This is a genomic window from Peptoniphilus phoceensis, assembly GCF_001517665.2.
Classification (GTDB): domain Bacteria; phylum Bacillota; class Clostridia; order Tissierellales; family Peptoniphilaceae; genus Peptoniphilus_A; species Peptoniphilus_A timonensis.
In genome coordinates this window covers 58,728-78,813 of sequence record NZ_LN999807.1, presented here as the reverse complement: position 1 = coordinate 78,813, position 20,086 = coordinate 58,728, and the positions used below count along the sequence as shown (strand labels likewise).

At 31.0% G+C, this 20,086-nt stretch carries 21 protein-coding genes and 2 other annotated features; of the genes, 16 read left to right on the top strand and 5 right to left on the bottom strand.

The window, feature by feature from the left end:
• Positions 1–5: 5 nt before the first annotated feature.
• Positions 6–2,885, bottom strand: a complete 2,880-nt coding sequence (locus tag BN3657_RS01330; RefSeq protein ID WP_062551452.1) for a transglycosylase domain-containing protein — start codon at positions 2,883–2,885, stop codon at positions 6–8.
• A 91-nt stretch (positions 2,886–2,976) separates the two neighbouring features.
• On the opposite strand from BN3657_RS01330, the gene hflX reads away from it, so the two are divergent.
• From hflX to BN3657_RS01280, 10 genes are all read left to right on the top strand, one after another.
• The gene (gene hflX / locus BN3657_RS01325) at positions 2,977–4,266 is read left to right on the top strand and encodes a GTPase HflX (protein WP_062551451.1); all 1,290 of its coding nucleotides are present in this window, start codon (positions 2,977–2,979) and stop codon (positions 4,264–4,266) included.
• A complete protein-coding gene (locus BN3657_RS01320) occupies positions 4,259–4,891 on the top strand; it encodes a YigZ family protein (RefSeq protein WP_062551450.1) in 633 nt (210 codons plus the stop codon). Before hflX ends, BN3657_RS01320 begins: the two co-directional genes overlap by 8 nt.
• Positions 4,892–4,899: 8 nt before the next feature.
• Positions 4,900–5,616, top strand: coding sequence for an NAD(+) synthase (gene nadE, locus BN3657_RS01315; RefSeq protein ID WP_062551449.1), 717 nt, complete (start codon positions 4,900–4,902; stop codon positions 5,614–5,616).
• 23 nt (positions 5,617–5,639) lie between these two features.
• Positions 5,640–5,822 carry a hypothetical protein gene (locus tag BN3657_RS01310; RefSeq protein ID WP_062551448.1) on the top strand — a complete coding sequence of 61 codons (183 nt, stop codon included), beginning with the start codon at positions 5,640–5,642 and terminating at the stop codon, positions 5,820–5,822.
• A 208-nt stretch (positions 5,823–6,030) separates the two neighbouring features.
• Positions 6,031–6,357, top strand: a complete 327-nt coding sequence (locus tag BN3657_RS01305) for a hypothetical protein (RefSeq protein WP_062551447.1) — start codon at positions 6,031–6,033, stop codon at positions 6,355–6,357.
• Between the two features lie 109 nt (positions 6,358–6,466).
• Positions 6,467–6,904, top strand: coding sequence for a hypothetical protein (locus BN3657_RS01300; protein ID WP_062551446.1), 438 nt, complete (start codon positions 6,467–6,469; stop codon positions 6,902–6,904).
• A gap of 76 nt (positions 6,905–6,980) precedes the next feature.
• Positions 6,981–7,210: a binding site (T-box leader), on the top strand.
• Positions 7,211–7,260: 50 nt separating this feature from the next.
• A complete protein-coding gene (locus BN3657_RS01295) occupies positions 7,261–8,235 on the top strand; it encodes an ABC transporter substrate-binding protein (protein WP_062551445.1) in 975 nt (324 codons plus the stop codon).
• Between the two features lie 97 nt (positions 8,236–8,332).
• Positions 8,333–8,565: a binding site (T-box leader), on the top strand.
• A gap of 37 nt (positions 8,566–8,602) precedes the next feature.
• A complete protein-coding gene (locus BN3657_RS01290; RefSeq protein ID WP_062551444.1) occupies positions 8,603–9,592 on the top strand; it encodes an ABC transporter substrate-binding protein in 990 nt (329 codons plus the stop codon).
• A gap of 29 nt (positions 9,593–9,621) precedes the next feature.
• Complete coding sequence (locus BN3657_RS01285; protein ID WP_062551443.1) at positions 9,622–10,506, top strand: ABC transporter permease; 885 nt, start codon at positions 9,622–9,624, stop codon at positions 10,504–10,506.
• Positions 10,493–11,314, top strand: coding sequence for an ABC transporter ATP-binding protein (locus BN3657_RS01280; RefSeq protein WP_062551442.1), 822 nt, complete (start codon positions 10,493–10,495; stop codon positions 11,312–11,314). Before BN3657_RS01285 ends, BN3657_RS01280 begins: the two co-directional genes overlap by 14 nt.
• A gap of 112 nt (positions 11,315–11,426) precedes the next feature.
• On the opposite strand, the gene BN3657_RS01275 is transcribed toward BN3657_RS01280, so the two are convergent.
• The 4 genes from BN3657_RS01275 to BN3657_RS01260 all read right to left on the bottom strand — a co-directional run bounded on the left by BN3657_RS01275 (position 11,427) and on the right by BN3657_RS01260 (position 15,226).
• Positions 11,427–12,467, bottom strand: a complete 1,041-nt coding sequence (locus BN3657_RS01275; protein ID WP_062551441.1) for a hypothetical protein — start codon at positions 12,465–12,467, stop codon at positions 11,427–11,429.
• The gene (locus BN3657_RS01270) at positions 12,457–12,978 is read right to left on the bottom strand and encodes a sigma-70 family RNA polymerase sigma factor (RefSeq protein ID WP_062551440.1); all 522 of its coding nucleotides are present in this window, start codon (positions 12,976–12,978) and stop codon (positions 12,457–12,459) included. Before BN3657_RS01270 ends, BN3657_RS01275 begins: the two co-directional genes overlap by 11 nt.
• Before the next feature lie 123 nt (positions 12,979–13,101).
• On the bottom strand, positions 13,102–13,941 hold the full coding sequence (locus BN3657_RS01265) for an ABC transporter permease subunit (RefSeq protein WP_062551439.1): 840 nt from the start codon (positions 13,939–13,941) through the stop codon (positions 13,102–13,104).
• A complete protein-coding gene (locus BN3657_RS01260) occupies positions 13,931–15,226 on the bottom strand; it encodes an ATP-binding cassette domain-containing protein (RefSeq protein WP_062551438.1) in 1,296 nt (431 codons plus the stop codon). Before BN3657_RS01260 ends, BN3657_RS01265 begins: the two co-directional genes overlap by 11 nt.
• Before the next feature lie 225 nt (positions 15,227–15,451).
• On the opposite strand from BN3657_RS01260, the gene ychF reads away from it, so the two are divergent.
• The 6 genes from ychF (at position 15,452) to sufC (ending at position 20,076) form a co-directional block, all read left to right on the top strand.
• On the top strand, positions 15,452–16,540 hold the full coding sequence (gene ychF, locus BN3657_RS01255) for a redox-regulated ATPase YchF (protein WP_062551437.1): 1,089 nt from the start codon (positions 15,452–15,454) through the stop codon (positions 16,538–16,540).
• A 28-nt stretch (positions 16,541–16,568) separates the two neighbouring features.
• Positions 16,569–17,396, top strand: coding sequence for an HAD-IIB family hydrolase (locus BN3657_RS01250; RefSeq protein ID WP_062551436.1), 828 nt, complete (start codon positions 16,569–16,571; stop codon positions 17,394–17,396).
• A complete protein-coding gene (gene ylqF, locus BN3657_RS01245) occupies positions 17,397–18,248 on the top strand; it encodes a ribosome biogenesis GTPase YlqF (protein ID WP_062551435.1) in 852 nt (283 codons plus the stop codon).
• Positions 18,235–18,852, top strand: a complete 618-nt coding sequence (locus tag BN3657_RS01240; RefSeq protein WP_062551434.1) for a ribonuclease HII — start codon at positions 18,235–18,237, stop codon at positions 18,850–18,852. Before ylqF ends, BN3657_RS01240 begins: the two co-directional genes overlap by 14 nt.
• Positions 18,846–19,205 carry a YraN family protein gene (locus BN3657_RS01235; RefSeq protein WP_062551433.1) on the top strand — a complete coding sequence of 120 codons (360 nt, stop codon included), beginning with the start codon at positions 18,846–18,848 and terminating at the stop codon, positions 19,203–19,205. Before BN3657_RS01240 ends, BN3657_RS01235 begins: the two co-directional genes overlap by 7 nt.
• Before the next feature lie 124 nt (positions 19,206–19,329).
• Complete coding sequence (sufC, locus tag BN3657_RS01230) at positions 19,330–20,076, top strand: Fe-S cluster assembly ATPase SufC (RefSeq protein ID WP_019138579.1); 747 nt, start codon at positions 19,330–19,332, stop codon at positions 20,074–20,076.
• Positions 20,077–20,086 lie beyond the last annotated feature (10 nt).

The window sequence follows — 20,086 nt, the reverse complement described above, 5'->3', positions numbered from 1 at the left end:
TAATTTTAATTTTTATTTTTACTTGTTTTCTTTATTTTATCTGAAGATTTTTTAGATTCTTTTTTCTTTGAAGAATTATTATCTTCATCCTCATCCTCGTCATCCATTCCATTTTCATTATACCATTCTCTTGTGTGGATATTGCAGTAGGACTTTGGAATGGTCATGTAGTCATCGGGATAAATTCCAAAATGGTCTTTTGCATCGTATCCTTCTTTTCTCTCAAAGAGAACAGTGTATAGGACAGATTCACTTGGACAATATTGGTTTGCAAGTTTATTTGAGTCTTTGCAAATTAAATACTTTTTAAATAAATCGTCATGATCCTTTGGTTCAGTTCCAGAAATAAATTTTTCCTTGTATGATGCTCCAGCATAGTCGCTCATTTTTGTGGCAAGCTTTCCACTCTTTGATGAAATAGATCTTGTCACAATATAAGATGGATCTTCGTCAAAGTTTTCTTTGGTAGCTAAATTTTTAGACATCTTGTTAAAGATATCAATGGCTGCAGATTTATCAGCTGCAAGAGAAATCTTTGGAGAATCAGCACCAATCCAAAAAGAAACTGTGTGAGACTTAGTAAAAGCATTTACAAAATAATCTGAATTAGTTTTATTTTGTCCAAGATATCCTGCAGTTTCGGATGATCCTATGCGAACATTCTTGGCATTTCCACGATCAGTATTTTTTATAAAAACATCTTTTAAAAGATGGGAACTCTTTTCGTCAAAGAGTCTCTTGTTTTTATTTGAATTGTCTATAATTATATTTCCACTGGGATCTTCAATTTTTAAAATTGCTGTTTCCTCTTTGTATAATCCGTCATTGGCAATAGTTTGATACATCTTTGATAAGTCAGATAATCTTAAACCAACTTGCATATTTCCAAGAGCAAGTGATTCTAAATTTTCATCATTTTTCTTTTTATTATCCTTTGCAGTGATAAAATAATCATCATTATTTTCATCAATCACATCAAATTTTTTCAAAACGTCTATAGCATTTTCCTTGCCAATTTCTTGAAGAACTTTTGCTGCAATGACATTGGAAGAATTTTCCATAGCCAGTCTTAAAGTCATAAGACCCTTAAAGGAATTATAATAATTTTGTGGCCAAAAGTTTCCGTCAACAGTCATTGGTACATCATCGTAGACATCAGATAATTTTTTTCCAGATTCAAGTGCTGGAAGGTAGACAGAAAAAGGTGTGAGGGCAGATCCTGCTTGTCTATAAGAGTCAGTAGCACGATTTAAAATCTTTGCATTTTTTGTCCTAACATCTAAGCCGCCAATTATTGCATCCACAAAACCACTTTCATTATCTACAGAAATCATGGCAGATTGAGGTTGAATTACAGGCTCCTTATTATAGTCAAAATATTTATTTGAAATTATTAAATTATCATTTTCGATTTTATAAAAATCTGGATAGTTCTTTAAATAATGCCCGTCAATAATTAAATATTTATTTTTAAGTTCAGCTGCACCATCTTCAATTTTTAGTCCACCAATCTCATAAGTTCGCAAAATTTTGTCATCGAAAAGATTATAAGCATCAATTATATCAATTTTTTGACCAGTGTCTTTAAAGTAGGAACTTCTAATTTTGAGGTCGCCATGAGATGATATATTGTAGGCAGACTTTGGAATAACTAAATTAAATTTCTCATCTAAAATATTATTTTTTTCAAAATATAAAATTTCATCTCCAAAGATAATATTATTAGATTCATCGAAATTTAAGCCCAGCATTCTTGAACCAGAAGAAGCAGAATAATTTAAAAGAAGATTTTGAAAATTTTCATATTTATCTTCTAAATCTTTTTGCATTTCTTCATCAATAGTAGAGTAAACCTTGTAGCCACCAGTAAAGAGTTTGTGTTCACCCTCATCAAGACTTATCTTATAAAAATCAGCAAGATACTTTGAAGCTTCTTTTTTTATGTAGTCTGTTGAGTAGCTAGACATGGTGTGGTTTTTGAAATTGCGAGGATTAAGAGCACTCACAATGTCATAGTTTTTTGCTCTTTCATATTGAGCGTCGTCAATGTAGCCAAGTTCATGCATTCTCATTAAAACGGTTTTTTGTCTTTTGAAAGCATCATCATTTAAGACCATGTAGAGGTCTTTTCCATCAACTTCACGAGTTCCTATTACTCTAAAATCATCTTCAAGATATTCAGCAGGAACTGACTTAAAAGGTGAATAATTTGCTGGAGATTTTGGAATTGATGCAAGAAGTGCTGCTTCTGCAATATTTAAATCAACTGCACTTTTAGAAAAATAAGTTTGAGCAGCTGCTTCAATTCCGTAGGATCCTTGACCTAAATTAATTCTGTTTAAATAAGCTTCTAAGATTTCTTCTTTACTTAAAGCTTCTTCAACTCGAAGGGATAAATAAGCTTCTTGGATTTTTCTACCAAGAGTTTTTTGATTTGTAAGATATACAGAACGGACTAGCTGTTGAGTAATTGTAGATCCACCACGCATAAGGGATCTTGATTTTATATTTGCAGCAATTGAAGACATAATTCCAATGGGATCTAGTCCCTTGTGTTTATAAAATCTGTGGTCTTCAATGGCGACAAAAGAATTTTTTATATCCTCTGGTATATCGTCAATGTCAATAAGACTTCTGTACTCAAGAGATTCAATTTTTTCGATTAAATTTCCATCCTTAGAATAAATATAGGAGCTTTGATTAAAAGACGAGCTCAAATTATTTAAGTCTGTGGCAGGAGTTTTTGAAATTATTGAAATAATAAGTGCAGAAAAAAATGAAATTAATAAAACAAAAATCAATAGTAAAATTAAAAGCCAGATTTTTATTTTGTCTTTCTTGTCTAAATTTTTAATATTTCTTTTTAATTCTCCTAAGTTTTTCATACTTTCTCCTTTGTACAATTATAACATTTTAATAAGCTAAATACTATTATGTGAGTTTTTTTATCCCATCATTATGTAGTATAATGTAGTCATGGATAATGTTTATTTAGAGAATTTAAATTCAAATAAAAAATTAGAGAGAGTTATAATTGTAGGAACAAACCTCGGAGCTTACCCTCACAGCTTGGAAACTTCTATGAAGGAGTTATCAGAGCTTGTATATGCAGATGGGGCAGAAGTTGTGGGTGAAGTCACACAAAATCTTTATAAGTTTAATCCAAAATATTTAATTGGATCAGGTAAGGTTGATGAAATTAAAGAAATGGTAAAACTTTTAGAAGTTGATGCTGTTGTCTTTAATGATGAGCTATCTGGTATTCAAGTGAGAAACTTGGAAAAGAGAATAAAGAAAAAGGTAATTGACAGGACAAATTTAATTTTAGATATTTTTGGCCTTCGTGCCACTACTTATGAGGCGAAACTCCAAGTTGAACTTGCAAGACTTGAGTATCAACTTCCTAGACTTCTTGGCATAGATGGTTGGTCAAGAACTGGTGGTGGAATTGGTACAAGAGGACCAGGTGAACAAATCATTGAAACTGATAGGAGAAGGTTAAAAAGAGAAATCGACAAGATTAAGGAAAAACTTGAAAAGGCAAAAAAGACTAGAGATACAACGAGAAACAAGAGGATAAATAATAATATTCCCATTGTATCACTTGTTGGTTATACAAATGCAGGCAAGTCCACTATTTTAAATAGGTTAAAGGAAGAAGATTCAGGAGAAGTTTCTGTAAAAAATATGCTCTTTGAAACTCTTGACCCCTCTTCAAGAAAGGCAAGACTATTATCTGGTCGTGAGTTTATAATTTCTGATACTGTTGGATTTGTTTCAAAACTTCCAACTAAAATCGTCGAGGCATTTAAATCAACTCTTGAGGAGATAAAATATTCTGATTTAATTCTTCATGTAATAGACGCATCAAGTGAAGATTTAGAAATTCAGTACAAAACTACAATGTCAATTTTAAAAGATATTGATGTCTTGGACAAAAATATTATCACTGTCTTTAACAAGGTAGACAAGGTCAATTTGTATGATATAAATTTACCTTTAAAAGTTCTTCCAGATAAAAAAGTTTATATTTCTGCAAAAAAAGATGAAAACATGGATGCACTTTTAAAAATCATAGAAGATAATCTTGAAGAAAAATATTTTGATGTGAAATTAAAATTTGCCTATGACGACACAGATTTTCTCTACAAATTGGTGGAAAAATTTGATGCAAAACCTATGTATGAAGATGATGGAATTTATTTAGACCTTAGACTTCAAGAGAGCGAATATGAAAAAGTAAAGGATTACATTGTAAATGTATAATTCGATTTTAAAAAATTCTAAAGCTGAAATTGAAATAAAAAAATCTATTTTTATAGGACGTGCTTTTTTTGTAAAAAATGAAGAAGAAGCCCTTGATATTCTTGATAGAGTAAAAGAAGAAGAGAGGTCTGCAACTCACAATTGTCACGCCTATATCATTGGAGAAGATGGACTAACTCAAAGATATTCTGATGATGGAGAACCATCTGGAACAGCTGGAGTTCCTATGCTTGAAGTCTTAAAGAAAGAAGAGATGAGGAACGTCCTTGTCATAGTGACTCGTTATTTTGGTGGAACAAAGCTTGGTGCAGGAGGACTTGTGCGTGCCTACACCGATGCAGTTGTAAAGGCTCTTGATGCAGCTAAAAGAGTAGTTAGAAAAAATTTTACAAGGACAAAAATAATATACGATTACACCTTTCATGGTGCTCTTGTAAATCTTCTTGCCAATGAAAATTTTAAAATCATAGAAGAAAATTACACAGACAAGGTTGAAATCACTATTGATATTGGCGAGGACAAATCTATTTTAGACAAAATAAGAGATTTAACTAGTGCAAATTTTGAAAAAGAAGACTTAGAAGAAATTGAACTTCCAACAAGAGAAGGAAAAATAATTTATTAGGAGATATTATGGATTATAAAAAAGTTACAGAAGATTTAGTAAAATGGGTAGAAGATTATGCAAAAAAAGTTGGTGCAAAGGGATTTATCTTTGGACTATCAGGTGGAATTGATTCAGCAGTAGTTGCTGCTATAGCAAAAAGAGTTTTCCCAGAAAATTCTCTTGGACTAATTATGCCTTGTGACAGCATTGATAAAGATAGAGAAGATGCCCTAAAAGTTGCAGAAGCTCTTGATCTTGAAACAAAGACAATTGATCTTACAAAAACTTTTGAAGAACTCATGAAGGCATCTTTTACATCAGATAATAGACTTGCAAGATCAAATATAAAACCAAGACTTAGGATGACAACACTTTATTACTACGCACAAGACCTTGGTTACCTAGTTCTTGGTCCATCAAATGCCAGCGAGTGGTATCTTGGCTACTCAACAAAATACGGTGACTCTGGTGCAGATCTTATGCCAATAGTAAATATTTTAAAGACAGATATTTTTGAAGTTGCTAAAGAACTTGGACTTCCTGATTTTATAATAAATAAAAAACCATCAGCAGGTCTTTGGGTGGGACAAACTGACGAAGATGAAATGGGCTTTTCTTATGATGTTCTCGATTCCTATATTAGGGGAGAAAAAGTTCCAGAAAAAGAAATCAAAGAAAAAATTGACAGAATGCACAAAAATTCAGCTCACAAAAGATCTATGGCACCAAGTTTTAAATTTTAAAAATTTTATAAGGGAGATTATTTATGGGAAATCATCAACTTAGAAATTTATTTATTTTACTAGTTATTATGGGAGCCTTTGATGTCTACAGGTATTTTACAAGTGGAATAGTAGTTTCAGATTTAATTTACAAGTATATTTTTGTAATCGGGGTATTTTTAATAACTTGCTTTATTGTTTATGTAATATCAAGAAGAAATGAATAAAATAAATTTAAAACTTACAAAAACATCACAATATTTTTACAGGTAATAAATAAACTATTTATATAATTTGTTTGAAAACAGATATATTTTTAGGAGGATAAAATGAAGAAATCTATAGTTCCAACAATAGTATTAGGTTGTATTTTACTTACAGTCCCTGTATTTGCAAAAGAATCTTGCACAGTTAATTATCAAGATAAAGAAAAAATTGTACAATATTAATAATCAAGGAAACAGAGAAATTGTACCTTACGATATGTTTATTGATTCAGGACATCATATAGGCACTGCATTTGCTCAAACATACTCTTTAAAAAAATCTAATGGTTCAACTGTGAATTTTTGGATTAGAAACAACGGAAGGTATCCTGTTGTAATAAAAATTAATGGAAGTAATGCGGATATTATAGGACCAGGAGGACAAGGGCATACTTCTGCATCAGTAGGATGGTTTAGTTCAAATTATAGGTTTACAGCCAGCTGCACTGAAGGCGGAAATGTAGACATAGATTATAGAATTGCTCAAAGAGACTAACTTTAAAAGTTCTAATAATCTTGTAATTTAAAATTTCTATATCTGTTTTTTAATGCTACAAAGTATTATTTTTGTAGCATTTTTTGTAATTAAGATTTGGAGGTTTAAAATGAAGAAAAAAATTTTAACTGTTATTGCTGTTGCTTTAGCTTTTATAAGCTTATCAGCATGCACAAAAAATCCAAAGGATGCAGAAGAAAAAAATAAAAAAGAAATTGCGAAAAACATCAATCAAAGTAAAGAAGCTGACAAAAAATCTAATGAGCTATACATTGTTGACAATGGAAGTCAAAAAGGTTCTGCTTTCCAACAAGAGCGCTCTTTAGAAAAGTCCAATGGAAGTGAAGTGAATTTTTGGATAAAAAACAAGGGTGAATATCCAGTGGAAATTAAAATTAATGGAGAATACCCTGTAATTGTTGAAGCTGGAAAAGATGGAGAGACTTCTGCTCCAATAAAAAAAGATAAAGTTGATTATAAATTTTTAGCTAGTCCTACTGAAGGTGGAGAAATCGACATAGATTTTAAAATTGTTCAAGGGAATTAAGTAAAAAATAAAAAGAAAATTAAAATTAGTCTTGACAAAAATTTTTTACAAGAATATAATATCCACTAATAAAATAATAAATGCCATGAAAGAGAGAAAGATATCAAGTGAGTCTTAAAGAGAGTGGGAAATGGTGAGAGCCCGCAGATTAGCTTATATGTAATATTCACTCTAAAGCATGAAGATTGAATGATAGTAGATTTTCACGGAAGTCTCCGTTACCATAGACTAGAGATTGTTAGATCTTTAAAGAGGAAATATTTATATTTCGAATTTAGGTGGTACCGCGAATCCTTCGCCCTATATGGGTGGAGGATTTTTTTATTATTTTAAATAAAAATTTTTTGGAGGACAAAATGAAAAATTTAAAGAAAATGGTAAAAGTTATAGGTCTAGGTGCCCTTGCAGTTTCCCTTATTGGATGTGCAGTAGATAAGAAAAAAGAAAAAAGTGGAGAAAAAATAAAAGTTGGAGCTATTGAATATATCGAACATGTTTCTCTTGACAATGCACTAAAGGGATTCCAAGACAGGCTAAAAGAAGAAGGAATTGATGTAGAAATTGATGTTGAAAACTTGCAAGGAGACCAAGCTCTTGCCACAACTGTTCCTAAAAAATTTGAAGCTGAAGACTACAAATTAGTTTATGCTATTTCAACACCAGCTGCTCAAGGAGCAAAGACTGCTCTTCCAGATAAAAATATTATTTATTCTGCAGTGACAGATCCAGTGGAAGCAGGTCTTATTGATTCTCCAGATAAAATTACAAATATCACTGGTGTAAATGATGCAGTTTCTGCAAAGGATCAACTTGAATCCTTCTTAAAAATTTATCCTGATATAAAAACTATAGGAACAATTTTTTCAACTAACGAAGCCAATTCAAAGATACAAGTTGAAAGTTTGAAAAAGGCTTGTGATGAACTTGGTCTTACACTTGAAACTGTAGGTATAAATAATATCAATGACATTGGTCAAGCTCTTTCAACTTTAACTGGAAAGATTGATGCTTATTATGCCTTAACAGACAATACAGTTGCATCAGCTGGTCCAATTCTTGCGGAAAGTTTATTAAAAAATAAAGTTCCATCTCTTTCAGCAGAAGAAGGACAAGTCTCAAAGGGACTTTTAATGAGTGAAGGCGTTGACTATTATGAACATGGACGTCAAGCAGGAGAAATGGCAATAAAAATTTTAAAGGGAGAAGACATTAAAAATATTCACGCAGAAGACAACAAGACTTCTAAGAAAAAGATTAATGGAAAAACTGCTGAAGCTCTTGGACTTGACCTTAACAATGAAAAATTAAAGGACGCTGAAGTTTTAAAATAAAAATTTTCACAATTTAATAAAAAATAAAAATTTGGGATAAAAAAATAAAAAAAGGCTTGACTTTGTTCTGCTACTAGAATATAATTAATTTAATTTAAATAAAGCGTTGAAAGAGAAAAAAGAATTTTTGATGATTTAAGAGAGTTGTCGGCTGGTGCGAGGCAATACACGGAAATTTAACATACACTCTAAAGCTTATTTGTTGAAATTAGTAGGCAAGTACGGAAGCCACCGTTATCTGAGGCTAGAGGTTGTTAGACCTTAAAATGAGGTAATCTTTTTAGATTATAAAATCGGGTGGTACCGCGAAGTCAGTCTTTCGTCCCAATGTGGATGAAAGACTTTTTTTATTTTATGGAGGTTTTTTATGAAATTTAGAAAGTTGTTTATTTTACTTATTATGTCCCTTGTCCTTGTGGCTTGTGGAAAAAATGGAAATGATGAAGCTGTTAAAGAAGAAGCTGCAAGAGAAACAAGCACTGCAAAAAAAGTTGGCGTAGTTCAAATTGCAGATCACATTGCACTTGAAAGGGCAAGAAAGGGTTTTGAAGAAGAACTTAAAAAGACAAATCCAGATGTTGAAATTATTTCTAAAAATGCCAATGGAGATTTGACAGTTGTACCATCAATTATAAAATCTTTCCAAGACAAAAATGTTGATTTGATCTATGCTATTGCAACACCAGCTGCTCAAGGAGCAAAAAATGGTGAAAAGGAAATTCCAATAATATTTAATGCAGTAACAGATCCAGAATCAGCAGATTTATTAAAAAATTTAGAAGAACCTGAAGGAAATATAACAGGAGTAAGTGATTATTTTTCAATCTCAGCTCAACTTGAAGAAATGTTAAATATTTTCCCAGACATAAAAAATGTAGGAGTTATGTTCTCAACAAATGAAGCCAATTCAAAATTCCAAGTCGAAGAACTTAAAAAGGCAGCTGAAGGATTTGGACTAAATGTAGTTGAAGTTGGAGTAAATAACATTAATGATGTTTCAACATCAATAAAAACAATTGAACCAAAAATAGATATTTTCATGGCAATAACAGATAATACAGTATCATCTGCATCATCTATAATTGCCGAATCTCTTAAAGCAGCAAAGATTCCTTCCTTTGCATCTGAAGAAGGACCAGTTGAAAATGGAATTTTAATAAGTGCTGGTGTGGATTACCTTGATCTTGGAAAAAAAGCTGCGGGAATGGCAAGTGAAATACTTGGAGGAAAAAAAGTTTCTGAAGTTCCAGTTTTATTCTCAACTGAAACAAGAAAAGTTGTAAACAAAAAAACAGCTGAAGCACTTGGCTTAGCAGATGACGAAAAATTAATGGAAGATGCGAAAGTTGTTGAATAAATAAAAAATAAATTCTAGGAGGAAGAAAGTTGAATTCAGTAATAATGGAATCCATTGTCATGGGTCTTATATTTTCCATATTGACAATAGGAGTAGTAATAACCTTTAAAATTTTAGATTTTCCTGATATGTCAGTGGAAGGTACTTTTCCACTTGGGGCCTTTGCCTTTGCAAAGATGTTAACACTTGGCATGAATCCTGTTCTTGCCATGCTTGTTTCCCTAATAGCTGGAGGACTTGGTGGTTTTATAACTTATATACTATTTAGAAAGTTTAAGATCCAAGCAATTTTATCAGGAATTTTGACAATGACATTTTTATATTCAGTGAACCTAAGAATTACAGGTACACCAAATGTTACCTTCTTTGATTTCAAAACTGTTTTTCAACTTTTTGAAAATGTTCCAAAGATTTTAATTCTTGCAATTATCACTCTCATTATAAAAATGGCTCTCGATTGGTTTTTAAAGACAGAAAAGGGATACCTTCTTTTGGCAACTGGTGATAACGAAACTTTAGTCAAGGCACTTGGCAAAAATCCAGATAAATATATTGCCATTGGACTTGTAATTTCAAATGCACTTGCTGCTTTAGCTGGAGCTTTAATGGCACAATCTAATGGTTATGCTGACATAACAATGGGTCAAGCAATAATTGTATCTGCTCTTGCATCAGTAATAATTGGAGATGCTTTCTTAAAAAATGCAAACTTTTTAAATAGAACTACAAGAGCAATTATTGGAGCAATTATTTATAGAATTATTTACGGAATTTCAATTTACATTGGACTTGCTCCAAGTGATTTAAAGGGAATAACTGCAATAATAGTAGTATTCTTTATAGTTTACAACAATGTTTCTTCAAAGGGACTATCTGTATTAAAGGGAAAGAGGGAAGAAAATGCTAAAAATTAAAAATATATCAAAAACTTTTTACAAGGGAATGGAAGAAGAAAACCAAGTATTTGACAACTTCTGCCTTGAAATCGAAGAAAATAAATGTGTTGCAATCCTAGGACCAAATGGATGTGGCAAGTCCACACTATTTAATATGATTTCTGGTTCACTTTTACCAGATTCTGGAGAAATTCTCTTAGATGATGTTGACATTGCAAAACTATCAGAAGACAAGAGGGCAATTGACATTGGAAAAGTAAACCAAGATCCATCAAAGGGAGTTTGCCAAAGCTTAAATATTTTAGAAAATATGTCCATGGCTTTAAAAAAAGGACACAAATTTACTTTTAAAAAATTAATAGACAAGGATAACAATGAAAAAATAATTGAAAAATTAAAATCCATTGACCTTGGACTTGAAAACAAATTAAAAACTCAAGTGAAATTTTTATCAGGTGGACAAAGACAATCCCTATCTCTTTTAATGGCAACTGTGAAAAAACCAAAAATACTTTTGCTTGACGAACATACAGCAGCCCTTGACCCAAAAACATCAAAGATAATAATGGATAAGACAAATGATTTAATAAAAAAAGAAAAGATTACAACACTTATGATCACTCATAATCTTAAAAATGCCATAGAATATTCTGACAGAATTATAATGTTAAATAAGGGAAAAGTTGTCCTAGACATTCTTCCAAGTGAGGTCACAGAAGAAGAACTAAATAGAATTTATAACGAAAAGATTGAAGAAGAAAATAATATAGAAAGAGAAAACATTAAAAGTTTAGAAAACCTAAAACAAGTAGAAAAAATCGCATAAAATACCTCAAATAAAAATAAAAAAGATAGGGACAGTTCCAATTAATTAGGACTGTCCTTATCTTTCTTATAAATTAATTAAAAAAATACAAATACTTAGTCTAAAAAATTTTTTATCTTAATTTAAGAGTGAATTCATCTCCAATTGCTTGTTCTCCAATAGGCATTTCTTTGCCGTCATAGCTGTGGAGTGTCACTTTGTATAATTGGCATCGTAATGATTTTATTTCATTTAAAAGTTCATCGGCAGTAACTTTGCTAATGACTGGTGAAAAATATAGATTGGATCTATTTTTTTCTGCTTCGCGAGTTTCAAAATATACAAATCTATCCTTAGAATCTCTGGCTTTTATTGAATAAATATAGCCATCTTCTGTGTCAGGATAGGTCAATACAATTTTTTGTGAGGCTGGGCTTGTAGTAAAGCTTTCAATGACAATATTATCAGTATCTGGAATAGCAAAGTCTTTTGCTATAATATTTTTATTCATTTTCATTTGAGATATATCTATATTTGTTGAAAGATTAATTTTTTTCTTGTCTCCTAAAAATTCATCAAAGGAAAATTCTAAATTAACTTTGCCTTCTTTTGGCAAGGAGTCTTCCAAAACATATTCAAGAGTATAAACATTTACTTTTTTATCTTCAGGTAAAGTATATCCAGAGGCACTGGAGCTAAGAATATTATTTTTCTTGCCATTAACCTTAAGTTCAGTTAAGTTAACTTCTCCAGAGAGCATTTTTTCTGAGTCATTTAGGCTCAAAATAACTGTGTATAAATTATTATCTTCAATAATAAATTTATCAAAAATATATTTTTTGCCATTTATTTCAAAAGCTTCGTTTAAATTTACGCTGTACTCATCAACTTCCCTTGACAATCCCATGGCATCAGATAAAGTAATTTTAAAGTTACTTGCTAATTCTCTTGTCTTTGCCAATACATAACCACCATATGTGTGGTTTGTTATTCCTAAAATCAATATAAGAGATGCTGCAATAGTAACTATTTTTTTATTAAACGTATTTTTCTTGTTTTTTATTTTTAATGATCTCACAGTTTTTTTCAGATTTTCTCTTTCGAAATCATTAAGAGGAACTTCTTCATACTCTATTTTCATGTCGTTTAAATCATCATAAATATTATTTTTCATAAAAATTTCTCCTCCATTTTTTTAAAAGGCTTCTTCCTCTACTAACTTTTTTATAGGCATTTGCTGTGGAAATATTTTGTTTAGATGCTGCTTCTTTATAGGAAAGACCATGGATAAAAATATTTTCAAAAAGCTTTTTGTCTTCGTTACTTAAAAGCGAAAGGACTTCTTCTAGTTCTAAATTTGAAGATAAATCTGAATCGACGATTTTTGAATCTTCATCTAGTCTAAGGCTTTCAAATTTAATTTCTTTTCTAAGGATATCTATGGCTCTATACTTAGCAACAAGGGCACACCAATTTTTAAAAGTAGACCTACTTGAATCGAAGTATTCTATATTTTGCCATATACTTAAAAGTGCGTCATTCATGGCTTCGTCCCAAAGATCTGGATATTTCCAAAGTGTTTTTGAAATAACACCTTTTAATATTTTTCCATATTCTTCAATAAATATATAAAGGGCATCTTCATCTTTCTTTTTTAGCCTTTCAATCAAGTCTTTATTATCCATATTTCCTCCTTCACTTATATATTCGTGATAGAGATAATAATTCTGACAATATTTTAAAATTAAAATTTATGAAAAATTTTGAGTACAAAAAAACTACCTCGCTTTACAAGGTAGTTTCTAAAGTTAATATTTAAGTTCTTTATTAGAATATATTGAATAAGTCAAGACTATCATCAATATAAAGATGACTGCATTTGCAATTAGTCCAAAAATGTTTAGATTTGCACTTACAAAGCTATATGGTCTAAAGGCTTCGTTAGGGAAGTAAGATACAACCATTCCAAAGACATCGCCAATAACTTTTCCTACAATTGTAAGAAGTACAATTAGGAATACAAAAAGTGCAGATACGGCATCTTGATGTAGGGAAGATTTTGAAATTGCAGAGAAAAAGTAACCTATGGACATAAATACAAGACCAGAGCCAAGTAGTCCAACAAAAACCTTAACTACTGCTTCAAAAATTTCAAAACTTGTTATTTGACTTGCATCGCTTCCTCCTATTCCTATAGAAGAAATTCCAAGCACAAGTCCTATAGTTGCAAGTGCCATTATTATTAAGAACAAAATATAAATTAAAATATTTGCTGTGAACTTTCCAGTTACGATTTCTGATTTAGAAATTGGATTTGAATAAATATATTCAATGTTTCCTGAAGTTTGTTCTTTTGCAAGAGAGTTTGCTCCAAGTTGCATAGCAAATACAAAAATCAAAATTGCAAGATAGTGGTAAACTAAGGCAATATAATCGCCAATGTTTACTATATCCATTCCATCGTAGAATCCCAAGATATTTCTTGTTGGCTCGTTAAAACTTTCTAAAACTGAATTAAAAAGTGAATTCATTTGTGACTCTGCAAGGAAAGGATAAAAGGCAAGCATAAGTCCAAGTAAAATTATTAGGACAATTGCCCAAGAAATCATCTTTGCAAAGTTTGATTTAAATTCCATATTAAAGATCATCTTTGTCCTCCTTTAGCTTTGTTTCTTCACTTGCATTGAAAATGACTTCATTAGAGCTATCGAAAACTTTTGTGTCCTCACTTTTTGCATCTAAGTCAGTGACATTTTCTAAATACTCAGAAGTGCTAGTTTCTTCTTTGACAGGAGGATTGTCTTCACTAAGGACGCGACTATTGTATTCTTCATCTACAAAAAGATTTGTCTTTGTATTGTGAACTGTGTCTTTTTCAATTTCTTTTGCTTCGACACCTTCTATGGTATTAAATTCTTTTTCAGCATCATTTAGCTTAACTGTTTCTTCAGTGACACCATTGATAGAAGTTGCTTCTACTGTGTTATCTTTTTCTAGTTTAATATCCTTATTTTGAACTTTTATTTTTTCTTGATTTTTTCTTGGAAGTTTTGCGTTTTCTCCCTTGTAATAAGCGTTAACTTTGTCGCTTAATTTAGCATCTTCAAGGACATAATTTTCTAATCCTTCTTCATAAATTACTTTAGAAAGTTCTGGAAGAGGACCGTCAAAATAAAGCACAGTTTCTTCTTCTTCATCCTTTAAGATTCTTGCACCAATAGAAGTAAAGTAATTTAGATTTCCACGGAAGGATGTTATTCTTAGGACTTTGTCCCCTGATGCCTTGACATTGTTGTATTCAATATCTTGAACCTTGCCTTCAGATAGGTAAGCAATGCGTGAAGAATATTTTTTTGCTTCTCTAAGAGAATCAGACAAAAGTAAAATTGTTAAATTTTCTTGCTCGTTTAATTTTTTTATGTGTGAGAAGAGTCTTTCAATATCTTTTTCTTCTAAGAATTTTGAAGGACTGTCTAAGATTAAAAGTCTTGGTTTAATGACAAGAGCATTAATAATAGCCAAAAGTTTTCTTTCTTTATCTCTTAAATCACAAACCCTTAAATTTGAATTAAAATCAAAATAATCACAGAGAATGTCAATATCTTCTGTGTTAGATAGGTTGTGAGCGTTAAGTGTCTTTTTAAGTAGGGCAAAAGATTTGATTTTTGAATCGTAAATCATATCTTCTGGCACAAAGGACACACTTTCTTTTATTTCTTTTGATTCTTTAAATGAATCCATATCATAAAGCTTAATAGATCCACTAGAAGCTTTTAAATATCCCATTAAAAGTCTTGCAAGAGTTGTTTTTCCAGATTTATCTGTTCCAAGTAGAGAGAAAAATTCTCCATCTAAAATTTCAAGATTTAGATTTCGTAAAACTTTATCTTTACCCTTGCCTTTAGTCAGGTCATTTATGACGATGGCACTCATACTATTCACCTCTTTAATAATTAATAAACTCATTATACAATAAAAAATAGCTAAATAAAAGATTTGACTGCCTTTATTAAGAAATATACAGAAAAGATTAATAATAATTCTATTTTCTTAAAAATATTTTAAAATTTTATTTATTTTAAGCTAATGAAAGCTCTAAAATAAAATGACTAAGACTTTGCCTTGTGATATAATTTTACTTTGAATGGAGGTTTTTTAATGAAACTTGGAATCGTGGGACTACCTAATGTAGGTAAGTCAACTTTATTTAATGCCCTTACAAGTGCTGGTGCTGAAGCTGCAAATTATCCCTTTGCAACTATTGAACCAAATGTTGGGGTTGTAAATGTGCCTGACGAAAGGCTAGAAGTATTATCTGAAATTAGTAATTCGGAAAGAATTGTTTACACTAATATAGAATTTTATGACATTGCAGGACTCGTTAAGGGTGCCAGCAAGGGAGAAGGACTTGGAAATCAATTTTTATCAAATATTCGTGAAGTTGATGCCATTGTTCATGTAGTGAGATGTTTTGATGATGAAAATATTATCCACGTTGATGGTTCAATTGATCCTATTCGTGATATTGAAAATATTAACTTGGAACTTATTTTTTCTGATTTAGAACAAGTTGACAACAGATACTCAAAAGTTGTAAAAAAAGCTAGAGCAGAAAAATCTCTTGCAAAAGAAAGAGATCTTTTAGAAAAAATTAAAACTGCACTTGAAGAAGGAAAATCAGCAAGAGAAGTTGAGCTAGATGATGAAAAAGAAAAAATTATAAAAAATTATTCTCTTTTAAGTGCTAAGCCAGTTATCTATGTTTGCAATGTTGCAGAAGAAGAACTGACAAAAGATGACAATGAATATGTAAAAAAAGTAAGAGAATATGCAGAAAAAACTGGCGATGAAGTTGTAGTTATATCTGCAGAAATTGAAGCAGAAATTGCAGCCCTTGATGATGATGAAAAAGAACTTTTCTTGGAAGAACTAGGTCTTGATTCTTCAGGTCTTGATAAACTTATTAAATCTTCTTATAGACTTCTTGGATTAATTTCTTTTATAACAACTGGAGAAATGGAAACTAGAGCTTGGACAATTAAAAGAGGTTCAAAAGCTCCAACTGCTGCAGGTAAAATACACACTGATATGGAAAGAGGTTTTATTAAAGCTGATACAATTTCTTATAAGGACCTTGTTGAAGCAGGATCTGTTGCTAAGGCTAGAGATAAGGGACTTATTAGAAGTGAAGGAAAAGAATATGTAGTTGAAGATGGAGATGTAATAGTCTTTAAATTTAATGTATAAGATTTGGGATATAAGAAAAAGGTGATTTATGATTAAAATGGTTTCAATGGATTTAGATGAAACTCTTTTATCTACTGATAAGTTTATAACAGAGTCATTTAAACCCTTTGTGGAAAAATTAAAATCAAATAATATAATTCCAGTTGTTGCCACAGGAAGAGAGTTTTACACTGCTCACAGATTTGTGGGGGAAGATCTTGCAATAGATCTTATTTGCAACAATGGAAATGTTATAAGAAATAATTTAAGTGGTAAACTTGAATTTGTAAACCCAATGGATAAAAAAGATGTGGATTTGATAATGTCCTATGATGATAATGACAGAATTTATTCCACTATTCGTGTTGAAAGAGAAGATGAAATTGACCTTTTATACAAGAAAAAGAATTTTATATCTTTTGACGGCACCTATGTAGATGCATTTAAAGGAAGAAATTTAGCGTTTGATGATTTCAACAATTATGAAGGCTATCCTCTTTCAATTGTATTTGCAGGAAGTCATGATGACTTAGTTGATCTTAGAAATAGGATGAAAAAAGATTTGGGAGAAAAATTTAATTTTCACCTAATGAAAATAAAAAGACAACCAAAGTGGATGCTAGAAATTCTTCAAAAAAAGGGCGACAAGTTTTTTGGAATAAAAAAATATGCAGAAAATAGAAATATAGACCTTAAAGATGTAGCGGCAATTGGCGATGATTCCAATGATGTTATGCTAATAGAAAATGTTGGACTTGGCATTGCAATGAAAAATGGGGTTGAAAAGCTAAGAGAAGTTGCCGATGTAGTTTCTGATTATGACAACAATCATGATGGGGCAATAAAAATTTTAGATAAGGTTTTATTTGGTGATTAAATGAATATTAACTGGTACCCTGGTCACATGAAAAAGACCATAGAGGATATTGAAAAAAAGTTAAAACTCGTTGATTTTGTAATAGAAATTATAGATTCAAGGATTCCTTTTTCCAGTAGAAATCCAATTTTTGATGATCTTTTAAAAAATAAAAAAAGACTTCTTATTTTTAATAAATCAGATCTTTCTGATCCTAAATTAAATGAGGCTTGGATGGAAAAGCTAACTGATGAAAATAACTTCGCCATATCTTACAATGCAATGAAGGGGAATGTTTCTCTTGTAGTAAAAAAATCTCAAGAACTAATGGCTGAAGAGATAAAAAAATATGAGGACAAGGGTCTTAACAAGGGAGCACTTCGTGCTATGATAGTTGGCATTCCAAATTCAGGTAAGTCAACTTTTATAAATTCTATTTCTGGAACAAGGTCTGCCAAAACTGGAAATAGACCAGGTGTAACTAAGGTCAACCAGTGGATAAAAATTCATCCTAAGCTTCATCTCTTAGATACACCAGGAGTTTTGTGGCCAAAGTTTGAAGATAAAGTTGGATTAAACCTTGCTTTTACTGGTGCCATAAAAGATGAGATTATGGATAGAGAAACTCTCGCCCTAAAATTAATTGAAAAATTAAAAAATATTTATCCTTCTTCTATAGAAGAAAGATATAAAATTTCTAATGTTAAAGACAAAGAAGCCCTCGATATAATGGATGAAATTGGAAAAAATCGAGGAGCCTTAATGCGTGGCGGCTATATTGATTATGAAAAAGTAGCTGGCATTGTCTTAGATGAATTTAGAAAGGGTATTCTTGGCAGGATAACGCTGGAGGTTCCAGATGAGTTTTTATAATTTTGAAAATGAATATTATGAAAAGGGATACAAAAATATTTGTGGAATTGATGAAGTTGGAAGAGGTTGTCTTTTTGGAGATGTAGTATCTTGTGCAATAATTATGCCAAAAGGTGAGTACATCGAAGGAGTTAATGATTCCAAAAAGTTATCTCCTAGAAAAAGAGAATTTCTTTATTCAAAAATTCTAGAATCTTCTCTTGCAGTTGGAATTGGAAGGGCAAGTGCAGATATAATCGACAAGGTAAATATAAGAATGGCAACTCACATTTCTATGATAAATGCCCTTGAAAATTTAAGAGACAGAGAAAATAATAAAATTATAGCAGATTGTGTTTTAATTGATGCCGAAACTATTGAAACAGGTATTTTTCAAAAGGCAATTATAAAAGGCGATGAGTCCTGTTATTCTATAGCTTGTGCTTCTATAGTTGCAAAAGTTTATAGGGACAATCTCTGCAAAAAGTGGGCAGAAAAATATCCGCAATATGGTCTTGAAAAACACAAGGGTTATGCTACAAAATATCACAGAGAAGCTTTAAAGGCCTATGGTCCCACAGAAATGCACAGAAAAACTTTCTTAAAGAATATAGAAAAATGGTAGGACACAATTTATTTTTCGGCAATCGTGGGGAAGATATAGCTACTAAATTTTTGGAAGACAAGGGTTACATTATATTAGATAGAAATTACAGGGCTCTTGGAACAGAAATTGATATTATTGCCCGTGACAAGGAAGAACTCGTCTTTGTTGAAGTTAAATCTCGTAATTCCAGAAAATATGGAGATGCCTACGAAGCTGTCACAGAATACAAAATGCAAAATATTATTCAAACTGCCACAGCCTATATAATGGCTAAGGGTTTATTTGATATAATGGTTCGCTTTGATATAATAGAAGTTTATTTTAAGGAAAAGGAAATCAATCACATAGAATCGGCATTTATGCTTTCATAAACTAGGTTTAGCCTAGTTTTTTTATTGCAATAAATATTTGATATTTAAAAAACTTGTGTTATTATAGTTAGTAGAAAAAAACATAGTAATTTTGTATGAATTATTTTTTATAAATGGAGGAAGTATGACAGAATTATTGAGAATTGAGAATTTAAGTGCAGGCGTAGAAGATAAACAAATTTTAAAAAATATAAATTTAAAAATTAATTACGGCGAAGTTCACGTAATTATGGGACCAAATGGTTCTGGTAAATCTACTCTTGCAAATGTAATAATGGATAATCCAGTTTACAATGTGACAAGTGGAAAAATCTTTTTAGATGGAGAAGACATTACTGATCTTACTACAGACAAGAGAGCTAACAAGGGCCTTTTTATGTCTTTCCAAACTCCAGAAGAAGTTCCAGGGATTTCTGTAGAAAATTTCATTAGAACTGCAAAATCTTTAAAAGAAGACAAGGCTATTTCCATTTTAAAATTTAAAAAAGAAATAAAAAAAGAAATGGAAGATTTAAAAATGGATTCTTCTTATGCAGAAAGATACCTAAATGTTGGTTTTTCTGGTGGAGAAAAAAAGAAAAATGAAATTCTTCAAATGCTTATGCTAAATCCTAAGCTTGCTATTCTAGATGAAACAGATTCAGGTCTAGATGTTGACGCAACAAGAATTGTATCAAGTGGTATTGAAAAATATTTAAATAAGGACAATGCAGTTTTAATTATTACTCACCACAAGGAATTAATTGACAATATTAAACCTGATTTTGTTCACGTAGTTTTAGATGGTGAAATTGTAAAAGAAGGAGACGCTTCTCTAATAGATAAAATCGAAAAAGAAGGATTTAACTGGATAAGAGAAGAGGTGAAATAATTGACTAAGA

Bases quoted from the DNA above. Each gene is read 5' to 3' on its own strand.
- BN3657_RS01330 (WP_062551452.1), bottom strand. From the start codon at position 2,885: ATGAAAAACTTAGGAGAATTAAAAAGAAATATTAAAAATTTAGACAAG.
- hflX (WP_062551451.1), top strand. From the start codon at position 2,977: ATGGATAATGTTTATTTAGAGAATTTAAATTCAAATAAAAAATTAGAG.
- BN3657_RS01320 (WP_062551450.1), top strand. From the start codon at position 4,259: ATGTATAATTCGATTTTAAAAAATTCTAAAGCTGAAATTGAAATAAAA.
- nadE (WP_062551449.1), top strand. From the start codon at position 4,900: ATGGATTATAAAAAAGTTACAGAAGATTTAGTAAAATGGGTAGAAGAT.
- BN3657_RS01310 (WP_062551448.1), top strand. From the start codon at position 5,640: ATGGGAAATCATCAACTTAGAAATTTATTTATTTTACTAGTTATTATG.
- BN3657_RS01300 (WP_062551446.1), top strand. From the start codon at position 6,467: ATGAAGAAAAAAATTTTAACTGTTATTGCTGTTGCTTTAGCTTTTATA.
- BN3657_RS01295 (WP_062551445.1), top strand. From the start codon at position 7,261: ATGAAAAATTTAAAGAAAATGGTAAAAGTTATAGGTCTAGGTGCCCTT.
- BN3657_RS01290 (WP_062551444.1), top strand. From the start codon at position 8,603: ATGAAATTTAGAAAGTTGTTTATTTTACTTATTATGTCCCTTGTCCTT.
- BN3657_RS01280 (WP_062551442.1), top strand. From the start codon at position 10,493: ATGCTAAAAATTAAAAATATATCAAAAACTTTTTACAAGGGAATGGAA.
- BN3657_RS01275 (WP_062551441.1), bottom strand. From the start codon at position 12,467: ATGAAAAATAATATTTATGATGATTTAAACGACATGAAAATAGAGTAT.
- BN3657_RS01270 (WP_062551440.1), bottom strand. From the start codon at position 12,978: ATGGATAATAAAGACTTGATTGAAAGGCTAAAAAAGAAAGATGAAGAT.
- BN3657_RS01265 (WP_062551439.1), bottom strand. From the start codon at position 13,941: ATGATCTTTAATATGGAATTTAAATCAAACTTTGCAAAGATGATTTCT.
- BN3657_RS01260 (WP_062551438.1), bottom strand. From the start codon at position 15,226: ATGAGTGCCATCGTCATAAATGACCTGACTAAAGGCAAGGGTAAAGAT.
- ychF (WP_062551437.1), top strand. From the start codon at position 15,452: ATGAAACTTGGAATCGTGGGACTACCTAATGTAGGTAAGTCAACTTTA.
- BN3657_RS01250 (WP_062551436.1), top strand. From the start codon at position 16,569: ATGATTAAAATGGTTTCAATGGATTTAGATGAAACTCTTTTATCTACT.
- ylqF (WP_062551435.1), top strand. From the start codon at position 17,397: ATGAATATTAACTGGTACCCTGGTCACATGAAAAAGACCATAGAGGAT.
- BN3657_RS01240 (WP_062551434.1), top strand. From the start codon at position 18,235: ATGAGTTTTTATAATTTTGAAAATGAATATTATGAAAAGGGATACAAA.
- BN3657_RS01235 (WP_062551433.1), top strand. From the start codon at position 18,846: ATGGTAGGACACAATTTATTTTTCGGCAATCGTGGGGAAGATATAGCT.
- sufC (WP_019138579.1), top strand. From the start codon at position 19,330: ATGACAGAATTATTGAGAATTGAGAATTTAAGTGCAGGCGTAGAAGAT.